The organism is Aurantibacter sp. (assembly GCF_039941195.1).
Taxonomy (GTDB): Bacteria; Bacteroidota; Bacteroidia; order Flavobacteriales; family Flavobacteriaceae; genus Aurantibacter_A.
Genome location: NZ_JBDVFA010000027.1, coordinates 40,071 through 59,113, shown reverse-complemented (window position 1 = coordinate 59,113; position 19,043 = coordinate 40,071). Strand labels below are relative to the sequence as shown.

The 19,043-nt window shown below is 33.9% G+C and carries 13 protein-coding genes and 1 tRNA gene; 7 read left to right on the top strand and 7 right to left on the bottom strand.

The features are described from left to right. Positions 1-372: 372 nt before the first annotated feature. From gldJ to murF, 3 genes are all read left to right on the top strand, one after another. The gene (gene gldJ, locus ABJF52_RS05005) at positions 373-2,049 is read left to right on the top strand and encodes a gliding motility lipoprotein GldJ (RefSeq protein WP_348147173.1); all 1,677 of its coding nucleotides are present in this window, start codon (positions 373-375) and stop codon (positions 2,047-2,049) included. Positions 2,050-2,627: 578 nt separating this feature from the next. Continuing rightward, positions 2,628-2,801, top strand: coding sequence for a DUF6747 family protein (locus ABJF52_RS05000; RefSeq protein WP_348147171.1), 174 nt, complete (start codon positions 2,628-2,630; stop codon positions 2,799-2,801). Between the two features lie 123 nt (positions 2,802-2,924). Next, entirely contained in the window at positions 2,925-4,199 is a 1,275-nt protein-coding gene (murF, locus tag ABJF52_RS04995; protein WP_348147169.1) for a UDP-N-acetylmuramoyl-tripeptide--D-alanyl-D-alanine ligase, read from the top strand. Positions 4,200-4,204: 5 nt separating this feature from the next. Here the strand turns inward: murF and ABJF52_RS04990 are convergent, their stop codons facing one another. The 4 genes from ABJF52_RS04990 to ABJF52_RS04975 all read right to left on the bottom strand — a co-directional run bounded on the left by ABJF52_RS04990 (position 4,205) and on the right by ABJF52_RS04975 (position 6,649). Beyond that, positions 4,205-5,029 (bottom strand): mechanosensitive ion channel domain-containing protein, encoded by an 825-nt coding sequence (locus ABJF52_RS04990; RefSeq protein WP_348147166.1) that lies wholly within the window; start codon positions 5,027-5,029, stop codon positions 4,205-4,207. Positions 5,030-5,048: 19 nt separating this feature from the next. Then, the gene (locus ABJF52_RS04985) at positions 5,049-5,231 is read right to left on the bottom strand and encodes a hypothetical protein (RefSeq protein ID WP_348147164.1); all 183 of its coding nucleotides are present in this window, start codon (positions 5,229-5,231) and stop codon (positions 5,049-5,051) included. Beyond that, a complete protein-coding gene (locus ABJF52_RS04980; protein ID WP_348147161.1) occupies positions 5,231-5,803 on the bottom strand; it encodes a sigma-70 family RNA polymerase sigma factor in 573 nt (190 codons plus the stop codon). The genes ABJF52_RS04985 and ABJF52_RS04980 overlap by 1 nt, the downstream gene beginning before the upstream one ends. Positions 5,804-6,574: 771 nt before the next feature. Then, positions 6,575-6,649 (bottom strand) — tRNA-Val (locus ABJF52_RS04975). Between the two features lie 194 nt (positions 6,650-6,843). On the opposite strand from ABJF52_RS04975, the gene ABJF52_RS04970 reads away from it, so the two are divergent. The 4 genes from ABJF52_RS04970 (at position 6,844) to ABJF52_RS04955 (ending at position 16,327) form a co-directional block, all read left to right on the top strand. Continuing rightward, positions 6,844-10,062 carry a DUF1553 domain-containing protein gene (locus tag ABJF52_RS04970; protein ID WP_348147158.1) on the top strand — a complete coding sequence of 1,073 codons (3,219 nt, stop codon included), beginning with the start codon at positions 6,844-6,846 and terminating at the stop codon, positions 10,060-10,062. Positions 10,063-10,143: 81 nt separating this feature from the next. Further along, entirely contained in the window at positions 10,144-13,305 is a 3,162-nt protein-coding gene (locus ABJF52_RS04965) for a DUF1553 domain-containing protein (RefSeq protein WP_348147155.1), read from the top strand. Positions 13,306-13,319: 14 nt separating this feature from the next. Beyond that, entirely contained in the window at positions 13,320-14,783 is a 1,464-nt protein-coding gene (locus ABJF52_RS04960) for a DUF1501 domain-containing protein (protein WP_348147152.1), read from the top strand. A gap of 173 nt (positions 14,784-14,956) precedes the next feature. Further along, positions 14,957-16,327, top strand: a complete 1,371-nt coding sequence (locus ABJF52_RS04955) for a c-type cytochrome domain-containing protein (protein ID WP_348147149.1) — start codon at positions 14,957-14,959, stop codon at positions 16,325-16,327. Positions 16,328-16,332: 5 nt separating this feature from the next. Here ABJF52_RS04955 and ABJF52_RS04950 read toward each other — a convergent pair whose 3' ends face one another. From ABJF52_RS04950 to ABJF52_RS04940, 3 genes are all read right to left on the bottom strand, one after another. Continuing rightward, a complete protein-coding gene (locus tag ABJF52_RS04950; RefSeq protein WP_348147146.1) occupies positions 16,333-16,515 on the bottom strand; it encodes a CPXCG motif-containing cysteine-rich protein in 183 nt (60 codons plus the stop codon). Positions 16,516-16,531: 16 nt separating this feature from the next. After that, positions 16,532-17,554 (bottom strand): Gfo/Idh/MocA family oxidoreductase, encoded by a 1,023-nt coding sequence (locus ABJF52_RS04945; protein ID WP_348147143.1) that lies wholly within the window; start codon positions 17,552-17,554, stop codon positions 16,532-16,534. A 72-nt stretch (positions 17,555-17,626) separates the two neighbouring features. Then, positions 17,627-18,994, bottom strand: coding sequence for a TolC family protein (locus ABJF52_RS04940; protein WP_348147140.1), 1,368 nt, complete (start codon positions 18,992-18,994; stop codon positions 17,627-17,629). Between the last annotated feature and the right edge of the window lie 49 nt (positions 18,995-19,043).

Genomic DNA, 19,043 nt, shown 5'->3' with positions numbered 1-19,043 from the left:
TTCTTTGATATCTTGTGTGCATATAAAAATATTTTAACCTTTCATTACTCAACTCATTAGCTAAAACGAAGTTATTTTATGTAAATAGTGAAATTCTATTTTTTAAGACAAAATAATAACATTAATAATACTGTATTGAAAAGAAAACTTAACAACCATACTATATGGTGTTTTGTATCGTTATTATTTATGACGAATTAGATTAGTAAGGCTTTACACTAATAATAGTTACACAATTATTTTTTAACGCCATAAAATATTATGTCCAATTCATCGTTTAATTAGCCGAAAGTGACCCTTTAAATTAATCAAAACACAATTCTCGAACTACACATTAATAGTAGTTCAAATGTTTGAACTCAAGTCGTAATTATGAAAAAACAGTTTATCAAAGTTGTACTTTCTTGTGCCGTGATAGCGGGAGGTTTTACAGTTACCAGCTGTAATAAGTCTTCTGGCTCCTCAAAGAACGTATCAAGAGCAACCGGATGGAAAATCAATGCCAAAGAAGGCGGTTTTCAGTTCAATACAGATTTTAAGGAGCAAGAAACTGCACCAGGACTTGTATTTGTAGAAGGTGGTACGTTTACTAAAGGTAAAGTACAAGATGATGTTATGCACGATTGGAATAACACACCAACATCGCAGCACGTACAGTCGTTTTATATGGATGAAACAGAGGTAACCAATGTTATGTACTTGGAGTATCTTGATTATTTAAAGAGTGTTTATCCACCAGAAAATCCTAAATACACGAATATCTATACAGGTGCATTACCTGATACATTGGTATGGCGTAACCGTTTAGGTTTTAATGAAACTATGACCAACAACTATTTACGTCACCCGGCTTATGCAGAGTATCCGGTAGTAGGTGTAAACTGGGTTCAGGCGACACAATTTGCTGAATGGAGAACTGACCGTGTTAACGAAGCAATGCTTGAGAAAGAAGGTTATCTAGCAAAAGATGCAAAATACCAAGCTGTTTCAGGTGAAGTTCAAGGTACTTTTAGTACAGAAGCATATTTAAACAGACCAGAATCTGTTTATAATGGTCAAATAGATTCTTTGCAAGGAAAGCAGAAGAAAGATAGTACAGCTACTTATGCTAAGCGTAGTAGTGGAGTTATTATGCCAGAATATCGTTTACCTACTGAAACTGAATGGGAATATGCTGCTCAGGCAAACCAAGGTACACGTGAATACAACAATTATAGAGGTAGAAAAAAATATCCTTGGGAAGGCGATTACACTAGAAACGGAAATCGTGTTGGTAGAGGTGATCAATTAGCTAACTTTAAGCAAGGTAAAGGTGATTATGGCGGAATTGCAGGATGGTCTGACGATGGTGCTGATATTACTGCTCAAGTTAAATCATACAAACCGAACGACTTAGGGTTATATGATATGGCTGGTAATGTTGCCGAATGGGTTTCTGATGTATATCGACCAATAGTTGATGATGAAATAAGTGATTTCAATTACTATAGAGGTAATATTTATATGAAATCTGCAATAGGTGAAGATGGTAAAGTAAATGTATTAAGAGATTCTATAGTATATGATACGTTACCAAATGGGAAAATTGTAGCCGTGAATTTACCAGGTGAAATTAAAATGGTACCTGTAGATGAACAAGAAACTTACTTAAGAACAAATTTTGATTCTAGTGACAACAGAGGTTACCGTGATGGTGATGCAGGTTCTTCTCGTTTCTTTGATCGCTTTAGTGATGAAGAAGACGAAGATGATCCGAACGCCAGAAAAATGTATGACTCACCAAGACATAAAGTAGAGCGTGACTCAGCAGGTAGTTTAGTTCGACAATACGACAAATCGAACAACAGAACATCTTTAATCAATGATGAAGTTAGAGTATTTAAAGGTGGTTCTTGGAGAGATAGAGCTTACTGGTTAGATCCAGCACAAAGACGCTACTTACCACAATATATGGCAACGGACTACATCGGATTTAGATGTGCAATGTCGAGAGTAGGTTCTAAGTCTAAAACTAAGAACAAAACTCCTAGAGGTAAGAAGGCAAGATAATATTTGCTTGAAAAAGAAAGTTGACCCTGACGAATTTATCGTCAGGGTTTTTTTTGCTTAAAATCATCGAGACTAGGGCATAATACCAAAATCATTGTATTATTAATAATTACCTCAGAACAATTAGAACCTAAACAAATACAATCCTACCAATATCAAGTAGAAAGTAAACTTACTTAGAAGACATATTGCTAGTACAGAAAGCCACGTTTGCGCTATGCACTAACCTATACGAATAAGAGCACTGCATTCTAAACAAATTTTAAAAATAGTTTGTACTATTTTTAAACTTCTATACTAATTATCGCACATACTATTTAAAAATCAACTACTAAAAACAGGGCTCAACGTCCTACAAACAATTGGTTAACCATTTATTGTATATAAGGGAAATAAAACGACAAAAAGCTGATTTTATAGCCTAATTGCAAGCACACGTGCATTTAATCGTTAATTTTGTTCATTTCATCGAAAAATTCAAATAAAAAGTAAGAATTTTCTTTCTAATATTGTAGTGTGATTAATATGATATTTTTCACTACTAAAAAAAGGAATTTCTAACCCAAATTTTAATACTTATGATGAAAAACTTACTATTAATTAAAGAGATTTATTTAGAAGCATTCAGAGATTTGGGGTCTCTGTTTATTAAACAATATTTAAAGGTATTCGCATGGTTTTGCCTTGCGAGTTATTTCATAATGCTATACGCATTTGTTTTTAGGGTTTCGACTGGTTTCGCTTTTGAGTAGGTTACAAGAGCGAGTTAATGAAAAGCACCCAATTATGGGTGCTTTTTTTATACAATAATTTTAACTCAAAACTCGTAGCTTTGAATTTTCACAAGTGATTAATTTCTACAATTTTTATTACAAATGACGACAGCTCAAATACATCAACTTTTTATAGAAAATCATACTGTTTCAACCGATACACGTAAAATTAAAGAGGGTTGTATTTTTTTTGCTTTAAAAGGCGATAATTTTAATGGTAATAAATATGCTTTAGAAGCCTTAAAAAAAGGCGCCAGTTTGGCCATTGTTGATGAAGCTGAATTTGTTATAAATAATCAAATAATTCTAGTCGATAATGTCCTTAAAACGCTACAAGAGCTAGCAACTTTTCATCGCACACAATCAAAGGCTAAAATAATTGCCTTAACGGGTAGTAACGGAAAAACTACGACCAAAGAATTGATTAATTCTGTTCTTTCTAAAAAATACAAAACCATTGCTACTATTGGAAATTTAAACAATCATATTGGAGTTCCACTTACTTTATTATCTATAAAACCAGAGACGGAAATTGCCATTGTAGAAATGGGTGCAAATCATCAAAAAGAAATTGAATTTTTATGCAGTTTGGCATTACCAGATTTTGGTTATATCACAAATTTTGGCAAAGCGCATTTAGAAGGTTTTGGTGGTGAAGAAGGAGTTATTAAAGGTAAAAGTGAGTTATACACCTACTTAATAGCAAATAAAAAATCAATTTTCTTAAATGCGGATGACCCTATTCAAAATCAAAAATTAACTAGTTACGTAAAAAAATACGGTTATAGTCAAAACCAACAGGAGTATTTCAAAATTAAATTAATTGAAGCAAATCCTTTTGTTGAATTATGTTTTGAAAATGAGAATGTTAAAACGCAATTAATCGGAAGCTATAATTTCACTAATTGTTGTGCCGCTGTGGTTATAGGCAAGTATTTTAATGTAACATCGTCAGATATTAATAGTGCGATAGCCGCTTATGCACCTGAAAATAACCGTTCGCAGTTACTGACTAAGAATGGGCATCAAATTATTTTGGATGCATACAATGCTAATCCGAGCAGTATGATAGCCGCACTAAACAATTTTAAAGTAATGGATACTCCTAACAAAATTGTTATTTTAGGAGATATGTTTGAACTTGGTGAATCAGCAAAACAAGAACATCAAACTATTGCAAAACTCGCTGAGACCATGCCATTTGAAAAAGTAATTTTAGTAGGTGAAAATTTCACAAATACCACCACAACCAACCTAAAATTCAAAAACTTCGAATCACTAAAAGAGTATTTAAATCAAGCTAATTTTTCAAAGAATAGCATACTGATCAAAGGTTCTAGGGGTATGGCTTTAGAAAGAGTTTTAGATTTCCTATAAAGTTTTTAACTAACCTCAACCTTAGTATCAACCACATCACTAACCGGTACAACTACTTTTCCTTTTTCGGTTTTAATAGTAATAAAAATCGCATCGATTTTCTCAATAGTTCCTTCTATATCTTTAGTTTTAATTTTATCACCTGCTACATAAGTCTTTCTAGCATAGAACGTTTTTAGAAGATTGGTTACAACATCTTTAGACCCCAAACCAAAACCGAGTGCAAATGCAAGTAAAAATGCCCCAATAATTAACGAAAAATTATTAGTAATTAATGAGGTGTCAATACCAGCCTGATTCAAAGACGTAATGGTTACAAATATTGCAATGATGTAAAATACAATAGAGCTTACTAGTTTACCACCACTAAATCCCATAGATTCAAAAACACCTAACAATGCCTTTTTAATTAATTTGGCAGCAAATAAACCTACCATAAAAATCACCATAGCGCTTAGCAATATTGGTAAATAGCGCAGTAGATTAGCTATTTCTTGAGAAATCACAGTTAGCTTCATTATATCGGCAGCTACTATGATAAATACCATGGTTAGTATCCATTTTACAAAGGCTAGTAAAATCTTGCTGATATCAACTTGGAATTTCCCGTCCCCAAAAAGTTTAGCATCATTTATTTTTTCCGATACAGTATCAAGTTTTGCTATTCTAAATACTCTCTTAAGAATAAAGCGAGTTATTTTTATAAATAGCCAACCAAAAACTAAAACCACAATTGCTCCAAAAATATTGGGTAATGCCGCAGCAATATCTCTTAAAATACCCATTAGGGAGTCAGTTGCCATTTTTGTCCAATCGTTCATTTGTTCCATTTTGTTAATTTTTAGTGTTTTATTTATTTGGTTTGACAGAGTCATTTATAGCTGATTTAATATTACATGTGTACAGAGCGGCCATATCCATAACCAATTTTGCATTTGCAATATCACTCATTACCTTACTCTTCATATTCGGTGGAACTTCATGTACTGAACGTTCCAATTCCTCAAACGGATTGTTTTTCTGTTCTTCCATTAATCCAATGTTTTATATATTTCTAAAATTCGAGCTTTAGCTCGTTTAAGTCTCATCTTTACGGCACTCTCACCTATTTCTAGGAGTTGCGTAAGTTCTTTTATAGGTATATCATCCTGATATTTTAATAAGAGTAGTTTCTTGTCTTCAGGGTCAATTAATTCTAAAGCACGTTTCAATTTCTCTGCCTGCATATTATACAGACCACTATCATCCGTAGAATCATCAACTCCTACATCATTTTCTGTAATTGAATCTGATGCATCCCTTATTTTTCGTTCCCTATTTCTATTAACGTAGTTAACACAAAAATTATACGTAAACGAATAGACCCAACTAGAAAATTTCGATTTACCATTAAAGCTTGCTAACTTTATAAACAATTGTAAAAAAACATCTTGCGTAAGGTCTTCGGCTTCTTTCTGTGATTTAGAAAAGCCATAACATTTGTTATAAATTCTTGTAGCGTATCTATCATAAAGTTCACCAAACAATAAGGTGTTATTATCCTTTACAATATTACGTACAAGCTCTTCATCGGTAAGTTTACCTGTGACAATTGGTGTTTCCAAATTTTAATTTAGTTACTTCTTCTACATTATTGGACACCTTTTTCCTAAAAAGGTCACTTATATTAAGACTAAGGTAAGATTAAACGGTATAAATTGAAAGAGCCTCATTAAATGAGGCTCTTTATTACAACCAAAACTCAAAACTAATGAGGGAACTTTGTAATCAGAATTAGGGGGAACATCAATTCAGATTGCTATGAACACTACATTACTAAATTCTTGTGCTAGTATTAGTTTATGTCGTTTTCACTGTATATTGTTCGGCCCTGGCTAGTGTTTAGATAGTTAGGCCAACAATTTTTTTAATTTCTTATAGATTTTTTTTTAGATACGATTGCTGTTAAATAAGTTGATTTCTTTTTCATTCTTTCTTTGTAATTCACAATAAAGTAAGATGGTAAAATCATACACATTGCTATTAAAAAAGTAAGTAAACCTATCATGGTAAATAAATCTATTTGTGAAAAAGCACTCATTGTATTCTATTTTCTTATGCGTTCTATTTAATAAGACACAGACATTTTAAAGAAGTCACATAATTGGTCACTTTTTTTTAAAAAAATAAAAAAAACTCCATATTGGAAATAGAAAAGTGCTTCTAAGAGCCATACAAGACACCAACTATATCACCTTTAAAAACCTAAGGTATAGCAACATATAAATTTATTTGATTTATAGTGTTCCGAAGTATCGCGGAAACCAGTAACAAAAAAAACTTTGTGGATCAATCTGCCCCGAAACGTCCAGGAAACAGTATCATGGAAAACTATGTGGGTCATACTGGATTCGAACCAGTGACCTCTGCCCTGTCAAGGCAGCGCTCTAAACCAACTGAGCTAATAACCCATATTTAGTGTCATATATCTGGGATGTGTAAAAGTAAATAAAAGATATGATTAACAGCGTAACCATTTAACCAGCTATAAAAAGAATAAATCTGATCAATTACTAGACAATAGAAATAATTTTAGTCTATTCAACTTCATCCATTAGTATATCCTTTAAAATAATGTATTTTTATATACTCCACTAAGAAAATAATGAGGATTCAATATTTAATAGTTTGTTTTTTTACGATACTCCTAACTGCTTGTTCATTAGAAATGCCTATGGAAGTAGGAATGGCATATCAAGAACTTCCGGAAACTATAGATTTCAATTTTGATATTAAACCCATATTATCTGATCGCTGCTACAACTGCCATGGGCCAGATGATAACACTAGACAAGCAGGTTTGAGGCTAGATATAGAACAAGATGCTTTCAAAAAACTTGAAAGTGGCAATTATTCTTTTGTAACCGGAAACCCGAAAAAAAGTGAATCGGTAAAACGTATATTAAGTACAGATGCAGAAATTCAAATGCCACCAAAAGATTCTCACCTATCTCTTAGTGCCATTGAAAAGGCCAAAATAATTAAATGGATAGAACAAGGAGCGGTATGGAAAGAGCATTGGGCATTTACAAAACCTTCTAATGTAAAAATACCAAGCAAAAGCATAGATAATAATTGGCCCACGCACAACGAAATTGACCTATTTGTACAACAAAATCTAAAACAAAAAAAATATAAACCGTCTCCTGAAGCAGATAAGACACAATTATTAAGACGGGTGACCTTAGATCTAACAGGCCTACCCCCAACTATTGAAGAGCTTGACAATTTCCTAAATAATGACAGCCCCAAAGCTTATGAAAAAGTAGTAGACCGACTTTTACAAACTGATGCCCATGCAGAACGGATGACTTTAGAATGGATGGATTTATCACGTTATGCAGATTCACATGGAAAACATGCGGATGGCCTACGTATGATGTGGCCATGGCGTAATTGGGTAATTGATGCTTTTAAAAATAATATGCCTTACAACCAATTTGTAATTTGGCAATTGGGTGGTGATCTTCTTCCCAATGCCAATCAAGAACAAATATTAGCCACAGCCTTTAATCGTAATCATCCTATTACAAGTGAAGGTGGAGCAATTGATGAAGAAAATCGACTAAATTATGTTTGGGACAGAGCTGAAACAGTAGGAACTGCATTTATGGGCCTTACTGTTGCATGTGCTAGATGTCACGATCATAAATTTGATCCAATTTCGCAAAAGGAATATTTTCAATTGACAGCTTTCTTTAATAACATGAAAGAAATTGGTGTTTCTGGTAACGATGTTAATGCAGGTCCTATGCTTCCACTTAGCAACAAGGAAACTAAAAAGCAACTTTCTATTCTACAAAACGCTATATATACTAAAGAACAAGAATTATTACTTACTAAAAAGGAACTTAGCGATTTGGAAACTTATATTAAAAAGTTACCTATCAACTTTGAAGAAAAAGATTTGATAGGTCATTATGCAATGGATGGTATTTCCAAAAAAATAAATAAAGAAGGAAGATACAGTGTTGACAACAACAATAAAGTGACCATTAAAAAGAAGCCTATTATAACTTCTGGCAAGAAAGGAAATGCGTTTAAATTTACTGGTGAATATGACGAAGTTTATATTGATAATACTCCAAATTTTGAATGGACGAATGAATTTTCTGGTAGTTTATGGATGAATACTACAAAACGTAAAGCTGGCAAAACACAGACGTTAATTGGTACTGTAGGGGGCAAAAATAGCATGTGGCGTGGGTGGGATTTTCACTTAGATAGCCTTAATAGACTCAACGCTAGACTAGTCAGTTCGTTATCACACGATTATATTCATGTTCGAACTAAAGATTCTATAAAGCAACATGTTTGGAAACATGTTGCTTTTACATATGATGGATCTGGTAAAGCAAAAGGTTTAAAATTATTTATTGATGGTATGGAGCAAGAAGTGGACATACCTTTCGATAGATTGTATAAAAGTATAAAGACAATTAAAGATAAAGAACACACTTTATACACACGTTCTGTAAAAGTTGCCAGAAATTACAGTTTTTCTACGGGAGAAAACGGTATTTTCCAAGGCAAAATAGATAATATAAGAATCTACTCCAGAGCAATCTCACCTATTGAGATTGCCTATATGTATAGAAAAGACAATTCAGAAGATTTATTTGAAGAAAAGCCAGCAACAGAATATTGGTTAGATCAATCAGAGAATATTAAAAAATTAAAAAAAGAATTAAAATCCTTAAGAGATGATTGGTTGGCCCTTATGAACCCAATTCCTGAGATAATGGTAATGGAAGACATGCAAAATAAAAGGCCGACTTATGTCTATGACAGAGGTGATTACGAACAACCAACTTATAAAGTAAATGCTGCAGTACCAGAAGTTTTATCAGGCTTTCCTAAAGATTACCCTAAAAACCGCCTTGGTTTAGCGAAATGGATTTTCGCCAAAGAAAATCCGCTTACTGCACGCGTCACGGTTAATAGATATTGGCAAATGTTATTTGGAGAAGGATTGGTAAGTACACCAGAGGATTTTGGTGTTCAAGGAGCATTACCCACTAATCCAAAATTATTAGACTGGCTTGCAAATTATTTTGTTAATTCTGATTGGAATTTAAAGGCATTATTAAAAACAATGGTGATGTCGCATACTTACAGACAATCATCAATCGCCTCAAAAGAAATGCGTGAAAAAGATCCATTAAACGAATACTTAGCACGAAGTAGCACCTATCGATTACCAGCAGAAATGATTCGAGATAATGCCCTTGCTGCTAGTGGTCTTTTGGTGCGAACCGTAGGTGGTAAAAGTGTACTTCCATATCAGCCTAAAAATCTTTGGATAGAAAAAAGTAATTTTTCACATAAACTATTAAGATACAAAGAATCACAAGGGGATAGCTTATATCGTAGAGGCCTATATACTTTCATAAGACGCAACTCTCCTCATCCGGCCATGCTTGCCTTCGATGCTCCCTCTAGAGATATTTGCACTATTAAACGAGAAAACACAAACACTCCGTTACAAGCATTGGTATTAATGAACGACACGCAATTCGTTGAAGCTTCTAAAATATTAGCAGAACGAATGCAAAAGGAAGGTGGAAAAACTGTAGACGAACAAATATCTCATGCATTTCGTTTAGCAGTATCAAGGTATCCTAAAGCTAAAGAAAAAAATATTTTAATTGAGTTGTTTAAAAAACAATTAAATCGTTTCGATGAAAATCCGAAAGTTGCTTTAGAACTATTATCCGTTGGTAATAAAGATATTGACAAAACGCTAAATATAAAGAAGACAGCAGCGCTAACAATAGTTGCAAATACGATTCTAAATCATGATGAAACTTTTACAAAACGATAATATAGAAAATCGTATTTTGTAGTAATATTTTTTATTAAAATGATTAATAGTTATAAATTTTTATTGGGTTTAATTTGTGTTATGACCACCGCATGTTCTTTAGATATGCCTAAAGAAGTAGCATTAGCCTACCAAGAACTTCCCGAAACTATTGATTTCAATTTTGATATTAAACCTATTTTATCTGATCGTTGCTACAACTGCCATGGACCAGATGATAATACCAGAAAAGCCGGCTTACGATTAGATTTAGAACAAGAAGCGTTCAATAAACTTGAAAGTGGAAATTCTGCTTTCGTAGCAGGAAACCCAAAAGACAGTGAATCTGTAAAACGAATTTTAAGTAGTGATGCAGAAATTCAAATGCCTCCAAAAGATTCGCACTTATCCCTTAGTACTTATGAAAAAGCCATGATAATTAAATGGATAGAACAAGGAGCGAAATGGAAAGAACATTGGGCATTTATTAAACCTATTAAAGCCGAAACGCCTCATTTTAAAAACAAAAAATGGCCTTCTACCAATACCATTGACAATTTTGTATATCAAACATTAGAACAAAAAGATTTTGAGCCTTCACCTGAAGCAGAAAAAGAGCGTTTATTACGTAGAGTTTCAATGGATCTAACAGGCCTACCACCTTCTATTACGCAACTGAACTCTTTTTTAAATGATGACAATCCTAATGCGTATGAAAAGGTTGTTGATAATTTATTAGCTTCGGATGCGACAGCAGAACGACTTGCTCTTGATTGGATGGACCTATCGCGCTATGCTGACTCACATGGTTTACATGCCGACGGATGGCGCTTAATGTGGCCTTGGCGCGATTGGGTAATAAATTCATTTAAGGAGAACAGACCTTATAACGAATTCGTTACGTGGCAACTTGCTGGCGATCTTTTACCGAACCCAACTAAAAATCAAAAATTAGCTACCGCTTTCAATAGAAACCACCCGATGACGGCCGAAGGCGGTGCCATTGAAGAAGAATTTCGTTTAAATTATGTATGGGATCGTGCGGAAACAGTTGGTACAGCGCTGATGGGTTTAACTGTTGCTTGTGCGCGTTGTCATGATCACAAATTCGACCCAATTTCTCAAAAGGACTATTTTCAACTAACTGCATTTTTTAATAATGTAAAAGAATTAGGAATGACCGGCGATGATGGAAATTATGGCCCATTATTAGCATTACCAGACGAGGAAACACAAACGAGTTTAAATACAATTGAACAAGCTATTAATGAAAAAGAAAGTCAACTAAAATTGACTAAAAAAGAACTTCAAGATCTTGATACATTTATTGCAATAATGCCATCGAATGTTACTGAACAAGGAATGATAGGCCACTACCCTTTTAATAAAATAAGTAAAAGTAAAAATGGCTTTATTGTAGATAACAACAAAAAAGTAACAGCATCTAAAACTCCTAAAGTAGTAGAAGGAAAAAAAGGTAATGCCTTTGTTTTTACAGGGGAGTACGATGAAGTCTACCTTCGAGACACTCCGAATTTTGAATTAAATGATAAATTTTCAGCAGCACTTTGGTTAAAAACAACCAAAAGAGAAAAGGGTAAGACACAACAACTAATTGGCACTTCAGGCGAAAAAAACAACTATTGGAGTGGATGGGACTTTTATTTAGATAGTCTAAATCACTTAAATGCAAGACTCATACACTCATTACCTCATAATTATATTCAAATTAAATCTAAAGATTCTATAACAGTTAATAATTGGAAACATGTTGCCTTCACGTATGACGGTTCCGGTAATGCAAAAGGACTTTCATTATACATAGATGGAGAAAAAACGGAAACCTTAATTCCGTATAATCATTTATATAAATCCATAAAAACTTTACAATCTGCAGTGCATGGCGTAGAAACTAGACCTGTAAAAGTCGCTAAAAGCTACCGAAGTTTTACTGGGGAATATGGTATTTTTAAAGGTGCCCTTGATGATATCTTCGTGTATTCCAAGGAGCTAACACCCTATGAGGTTAAATTGTTAGCATCAGATTCAGCAATACCTCCTAATAAAGAAGAAATAGCTACAATTACAACTAAACAAGCACCAGAAATATTAGCAATAGAAAAGGATTTAAAAGATTTAAGGGGCGAATGGCTTAATTTAATGCAACCCGTAATGGAAGTTATGGTTATGGAAGAAATGCCAGAAAAAAGAAAAGCCTATGCTTACAATCGTGGTGATTACGAACAACCTATATATGAAGTTAATGCGAACACTCCGGAAGTACTTCCTGCATTTCCTGAAAATACGCCCAAAAATAGATTAGGTCTTGCAGAATGGATTTTTTCTAAAGAAAATCCCTTAACAGCAAGAGTTACTGTAAACCGCTATTGGCAAATGATTTTTGGAAAGGGATTAGTTTCAACACCTCAGGATTTTGGAGTACAGGGTGCGCTACCAACCCATCCGGAGTTATTAGATTGGCTAGCTGTAGATTTCGTGGAAAATAATTGGAATGTAAAAGCACTTTTAAAAACCATGGTTATGTCTAATACTTATAGACAGACTTCTAAAACCTCTAAAAATCAACTCGATAAGGATCCGAATAATATTTATCTAGCTAGAAGTAATAGTTATCGATTACCTGCTGAAATGATTCGGGACAATGCTCTAGCGGCAAGTGGTCTATTGGTTAATCATGTAGGAGGTAAAAGCGTAAAGCCCTATCAACCTAAAAATTTATGGATTGAAAAAAATAGTTTCTCACACAAATTATTAAACTACAAAGAATCTGAAGGAGATAGTTTATACAGAAGAGGATTATATACTTTTATTCGACGCACCTCTCCACATCCTGCTATGACAGCCTTTGATGCTCCTTCACGTGAAGTTTGCATAGTTAAAAGGGAAAATACAAATACGCCATTGCAAGCCTTAGTACTCATGAATGACACGCAATTTGTTGAAGCTTCAAAAATGTTAGCTGAACGTATGGTACTTGAAGGAGGCAGTAACTTAGATGACCAAATTGCTTATGGTTTCAGATTAGCAATAAGTCGTAAGCCAAAAACTGAAGAGACAATAATTCTAAAAGATTTATTCGAAAATCAAAGTAAAAGATTTAAAAATAATCCTTCAGAAGCGCAAGAACTGCTTTCTGTAGGAAATAAAAAATTAAACAATTCGCTACTTAATGAAAAAACAGCAGCGTTGACCATGGTAGCAAATACAATTCTTAACCATGATGAAGCTTATATGAAACGTTAATACTCGAAAACAAAATGTGTACTCACAATCATAAAAAAAATTATTCAAGACGCGACTTTTTAACGAAGACAAGTTTAGGCATGGGAGCGCTGTCCATGGCCTCCATGTTAGACCCAATGGATTTGTTTTCGAATAACAAGCAAGACTTAGTTAGTTCGCTTGGTGGTGGAGGTGTTTTAGGCAATCCTCATTTCCCGGCAAAAGTTAAACGTGTAATATATTTATTTCAAAGTGGCGCACCTTCACAATTGGATCTTTTTGACTACAAGCCTTTATTGAATAAAATGCAAGGGCAAGATTTACCAAAAAGTGTACAAGGAGAACAGCGATTAACCGGTATGTCTTCTGGTCAAGCAACCTTGCCAATAGCAGGTACGGTATTTGATTTTAAGCAACATGGAGATAGTGGCGCATGGATGTCTAATTTAATGCCACATACTGCCAAAATAGTTGATGAACTTTGCTTTATAAAATCAATGTATACCGAGGCTATTAATCATGATCCTGCAGTAACATTTTTTCAAACAGGATCGCAATTACCTGGTCGTCCATCAATAGGATCGTGGGTAAGCTATGGATTGGGTACCGACAATAAAAATTTACCAGAATTCGTAGTCTTAGTTACCAAAGACAAGTTTGGTCAACCTCTTTATTCCAGAGCATGGGGTAATGGTTTTTTACCCTCGCAACATCAAGGGGTACAATTTAGATCAGGTAAAGATCCTGTTCTTTATTTAACAAATCCACCCGGAATTGATGGAAAAAGTAGGCGTGAACAATTAGATCATTTACAAAAATTAGAACAACTAAATCATAATGATGTAGGTGACCCAGAAATTCTTGCTCGAATGGCGCAATATGAAATGGCTTTTCGAATGCAAACTTCGGTGCCAGAAATTATGGACACTAAAGACGAATCAGATGCAACATATGAAATGTATGGAGAAGATAGTCGTAAACCAGGTACCTATGCTGCCAATTGTATATTAGCCCGCAGACTAGCAGAACGCGATGTAAAATTCATTCAATTATATCACCAAGGTTGGGATCAACACGGAAACTTACCAAATGCAATTAAAGTACAATGCAAAGAAACCGATCAAGCTACAGCAGCATTAATTACGGACTTAAAACAACGAGGTATGCTTGAGGATACTTTGGTTGTTTGGGGAGGAGAATTTGGAAGAACTAATTATTCTCAAGGTAAATTAACTCCGGATAATTTCGGTAGAGATCATCACCCAAAATGTTTTACCATATTTATGGCTGGTGCTGGAATAAAAAAAGGATTTACACTGGGTGCAACTGATGACTTCGGGTATAATGTTGCCCAACGTCCAGTACATGTGCATGATTTTCAAGCCACTTTAATGCATTTATTGGGCGTGGATCATGAACGCCTTACTTTTAAATTTCAAGGAAGACGATATCGACTTACAGATGTCCATGGAGATGTAGTAAAAGAAATTTTAGCGTAGTTTAAATTATAATTATGAATTACATAAATAACTATACAAAAGTTGACTCTAAAAAATCCACTTTGCAAGTATCAAATCACAAACCTTTAAGCATCTTATGTACAAGACTATGTAAAGGTTGTAAATCGTTTTCAATCAATAAAATTTAATAATCACACCAAAAATAAGTTTGAATGTTAGCATTAGAGTTTTCAACATTTTTAGGCCGTTTTCATCCATTGTTTGTTCATTTACCTATTGGATTTTTAATCTTAGCTATTTTATTAGAATGGTTTGAGAATTTTCGAAAAGTTGAAACAAGAAGTAAACTAATTCCAATAGCATGGTTATTAGGCGCTGTTAGCGCAGCCGCAGCAGCCTTTTCTGGTTGGTGGTTAGGAGAAACTGGATTATACGAAGAGGACATGCTCTTTTCGCATCGCTGGCTAGGAATTGCACTTGTTATATTTGCTTTTGTAGGATGGTGGTTAAAAAAGAAGCCCAATTCTTATTCTAAATTACTGCAAAACGGGTTTAATATAGTGCTACTTTTAATGCTTTCGATTGAAGGTCATAAAGGAGGGAATCTTACCCATGGGGAGACCTACTTAACCGAATATGCTCCAGAATCGATACAAGGTATATTAGGAGTTTCCAACCAAAAAGATTCCTTAGTGCTATTGGGAACTCCAGATTCGGTTTTAGTTTATAAGGATTTAATTCAGCCTATATTTCAAGTAAAATGTTTTGCGTGTCACAACAATGAAGTAAAAAGAGGTGGCCTTAATATGGCTCATATCGATTCCATACAACTTGGTGGGGATGGAGGTCTAGCAATTGCACCTGGTAATTTGGAGGAAAGTGAATTATTTAGGCGTATTACTTTACCACAAAAAAACATCAAATTTATGCCACCTACGAAAAATGCTTTAACGTATGATGAGATTAAAACAGTAGAATGGTGGATAAATAAAGGCGCTTCGTATGAAGATCCAGCTTCTACCTTTGCCGTTGATGAGAATATAAAGCCTGTTTTATTAAGAAGATTTGGTCTTGATATGAATCCGAAACCTTGGTATGAAACTGTAACCATTGCTCCAGCTGATAGCACTAAAATAACTGCTTTGATAAATCTTGGTTTTACCGTAAATACTTTAGGGGCTACCAATCCACTTTTAGATATAAAATATTCTGGCAACGATTTAACTCAAGAGAAAATTAAAGCATTAGAAGAAGTTAAAAACCATATTACATGGTTATCACTAGCCCGAACTAATGTGGAAAGTGATTGGCTATCATCTATATCCGGTTTTACAAACTTAACTCGACTACAATTAGAAAACACTAATATTTCAGATAATGGTATTTCCCATTTAACCGGATTAAGTCATCTAGAATCTTTAAATCTTTATGGCACGAAAGTTACTGATTCTAGTTTATCTAATATTGAAAAAATGGGCGGTTTAAAACGTGTCTATCTATGGGGAACAAAAGTAAATCCAGTATCAGCTAAGAATATTTCTGATAACAAAGAGGACTTAGAAATAATTTTGGGCGAAGGGTAATACTTCTATTGTCCTAACTCATTTATTTCAACAGCTGACAATTCTCCCATATTAAAAGTTGTTGTTATCTCAATAGGATTACAACATACTTCACAATCTTCAACATAAGTTTGTTGTTGAATTGAGGTATCCATTAACATTGATATCTCTTCCCAACAATATGGGCATTGAAAAAAATGTTCATACATTTTATATGTTTAGAAATTATAACTGAACCAATTCTTCAGCTTCCGAAGATCGATAAAATGCAGTAATAACTGCTACGGCTTTTCTGGCTTCAGCACCATCTACCATAGGCTTACCACTTTCTTTAATTGCAGTAATCATATCTTGAATAACAGTTTTATGATTTTCATGTCCAATACTTGTTGGGTCAGACGCCCCACTACCATCAGAACTAGAATCTAATAGTTTAGGTTTATCCGCATCAAGAATATTCCATTGAATAATCTTTCCCCCTTCTAACAAAATACTACCGCGTTCTCCAAATATTTCTAATCGTTCAGAATAACCAGGATACAAAGCTGTACCACCTGTTATTGTGCCAATAGCTCCATTTTTAAAATTTAACACTCCAATTCCAACATCCTCACCTTCGATGGAATGTACCATTGTTTTTACATTACCAAAAACAGACTTTACATCACCCATTAAATTCAGTAATAAATCTATGGTATGTATTCCTTGATTCATAAACGCGGCACCACCATCAAAACGTTTCGTTCCCCTCCACGGATTTTTAGCGTAATACTCTTTATTACGATACCAATTTATATGGGCATTTCCCATTAACAACTTTCCTAGTTTTCCTTCTTTAATAGCACTTTCAGCTAACACGTAGTCTGTACTACATCTATTCTGTAAAACACAACCTAAAATAACATTGTTGTTTTTACAACTTAAGATAACTTCATCAATTTTTTCGGGAGTAACCTCTAAAGGTTTTTCACTTAAAATATGTTTACCTGCTGCAGCTGCTTTTTGAATTGCTTCCCCATGATTACCACTTTCATTACAAACACATATTAATTGAATTTCTGGTAAGGAAAGCAATTTATCAAGATCATCAAATGCCTGAACTCCAAAAGCTTTTTCCACCTCAGCAACCCTCGAAGACGATTTTGTATATAGTGCTACTAATTCAACACCTTCAAGTTCAGAAATACATTTGTTATACGTATTTACAATAGATCCCGTTCCAATTATTCCAACTCCAATTTTGGTCATTTCTACTTTTATTTAGTCATAAAAGATAGCTTTTTTTATACCTCCAAACAAGAATGAAAAGTAGTTGATTCGCTAAAGTTCAACATTTAATAATTGTCCTGTTAATTGTAATAATTGTAACTCAGCCAATTTAGCATCATACTTTGCCAAGTTCTTGTTTGTTTGGGCGTTTAGCAAGTTAATTTGTGCTTGTCTATATTCTATTGAAGTTATTTGACCCAATTGAAATTGTTCTTTCGAACGCTCAAAATTATTAATATTGGTAATAACATTTTGTTCCTGAATTTGAAAAACACTTAGACGATTTTCATAAATAGTTCTTGCATTTTGTAAATCTCTATTAACTTCCAGCAGTATTTGCTCTTTTAAAAACTCTTGGTTCTCATATGCAATTTTTGCGTTTTTCACTTGCACGGTTGTACTTCCACCATCAAACAGATTCCAGGATAGACTTGCACCCAAAGCAAAATTCCGTGTATTCTCATTATTTGTTCCAGGAAAAAATGCTGAAGCAGCAGATTGGTTTAGTCCCCAACCATATGTTCCAGATACTCCCAAAGTTGGCAAATAACCAGATTTACTAACTTTTATATCATAGGCATTAATAGCCAAATTTTTCTCGGTTTGTAATAATGCCACATTATTCAAATCAACTTGCGACATATATTCTTCGAGTTGAATTTTAGGAATGAAATTTACCAGCGTATCCACCTCATAAACTCGATTTAAATCTTGATTGAGTAACACACTTAAGTCACGTTTAGCATTTTCAAGTTGTTGTTTTGCATTCAATAAATTAATGCTATCATTAGTAACATCAACTTGAGCATTTAAAATATCAAGTTTTGTATTTTGACCGTATTCAAATGCATATTCAGCTCGTGTAATACGTTGCGTCGAAGTTTCTAATGTCTGTTGAAATACATTTTCATTTTCTGTAAGTCTAGCTATTTCGAAATATACGCTGAACAATTCCAAAACCGTATTTTCAATGGTTTCTCTTGCTTGCAATTCACTTAATTGATACTGCTCTTTCAAACGTTTGTAATTATAAAAACGTCCAAGACCATCAAATAAGGTATAGTTGGCTGTAAGTGCTGTGCTATAACTCTGCGCTTCTGCTTTATATAATTCAGTATCTGGAAAAGGTTGTGTTTCGCCAGTAACTGGATCTGTTTCAAAACGTCCAGGAAATTCTATATGATTATCATTTCTTCCATAGTTAGCACTAGCACTACCGGTAAGTGTAGGTAAAAAACCAGAATTAAGAACACCTTTATTGTTTTCAGCAATTGCGACTTGATTCTTTGCCACCATTATCCCAAAATTATTTTCTAAAGCCAAATTGACTGCTTCTTCTTTAGAAAGCAAATTTTCTTGCGCACATAAAGTGCTAGTAATAATTAGGATAAATAGGGTGCTTAGATATAAATTTTTCATTCTTTTATGCATTCTAAATCGTTGGGGAATTGAAACTAATTTCCTTTCT

What these genes read in the sequence shown, in the direction of transcription:
- ABJF52_RS04940 (WP_348147140.1), bottom strand. Translation starts at nt 18,994, where the DNA reads ATGAAAAATTTATATCTAAGCACCCTATTTATCCTAATTATTACTAGC.
- ABJF52_RS04960 (WP_348147152.1), top strand. Translation starts at nt 13,320, where the DNA reads ATGTGTACTCACAATCATAAAAAAAATTATTCAAGACGCGACTTTTTA.
- ABJF52_RS04950 (WP_348147146.1), bottom strand. Translation starts at nt 16,515, where the DNA reads ATGTATGAACATTTTTTTCAATGCCCATATTGTTGGGAAGAGATATCA.
- ABJF52_RS04955 (WP_348147149.1), top strand. Translation starts at nt 14,957, where the DNA reads ATGTTAGCATTAGAGTTTTCAACATTTTTAGGCCGTTTTCATCCATTG.
- ABJF52_RS04945 (WP_348147143.1), bottom strand. Translation starts at nt 17,554, where the DNA reads ATGACCAAAATTGGAGTTGGAATAATTGGAACGGGATCTATTGTAAAT.
- ABJF52_RS04985 (WP_348147164.1), bottom strand. Translation starts at nt 5,231, where the DNA reads ATGGAAGAACAGAAAAACAATCCGTTTGAGGAATTGGAACGTTCAGTA.
- murF (WP_348147169.1), top strand. Translation starts at nt 2,925, where the DNA reads ATGACGACAGCTCAAATACATCAACTTTTTATAGAAAATCATACTGTT.
- ABJF52_RS04990 (WP_348147166.1), bottom strand. Translation starts at nt 5,029, where the DNA reads ATGGAACAAATGAACGATTGGACAAAAATGGCAACTGACTCCCTAATG.
- ABJF52_RS05000 (WP_348147171.1), top strand. Translation starts at nt 2,628, where the DNA reads ATGATGAAAAACTTACTATTAATTAAAGAGATTTATTTAGAAGCATTC.
- ABJF52_RS04965 (WP_348147155.1), top strand. Translation starts at nt 10,144, where the DNA reads ATGACCACCGCATGTTCTTTAGATATGCCTAAAGAAGTAGCATTAGCC.
- ABJF52_RS04970 (WP_348147158.1), top strand. Translation starts at nt 6,844, where the DNA reads ATGAGGATTCAATATTTAATAGTTTGTTTTTTTACGATACTCCTAACT.
- gldJ (WP_348147173.1), top strand. Translation starts at nt 373, where the DNA reads ATGAAAAAACAGTTTATCAAAGTTGTACTTTCTTGTGCCGTGATAGCG.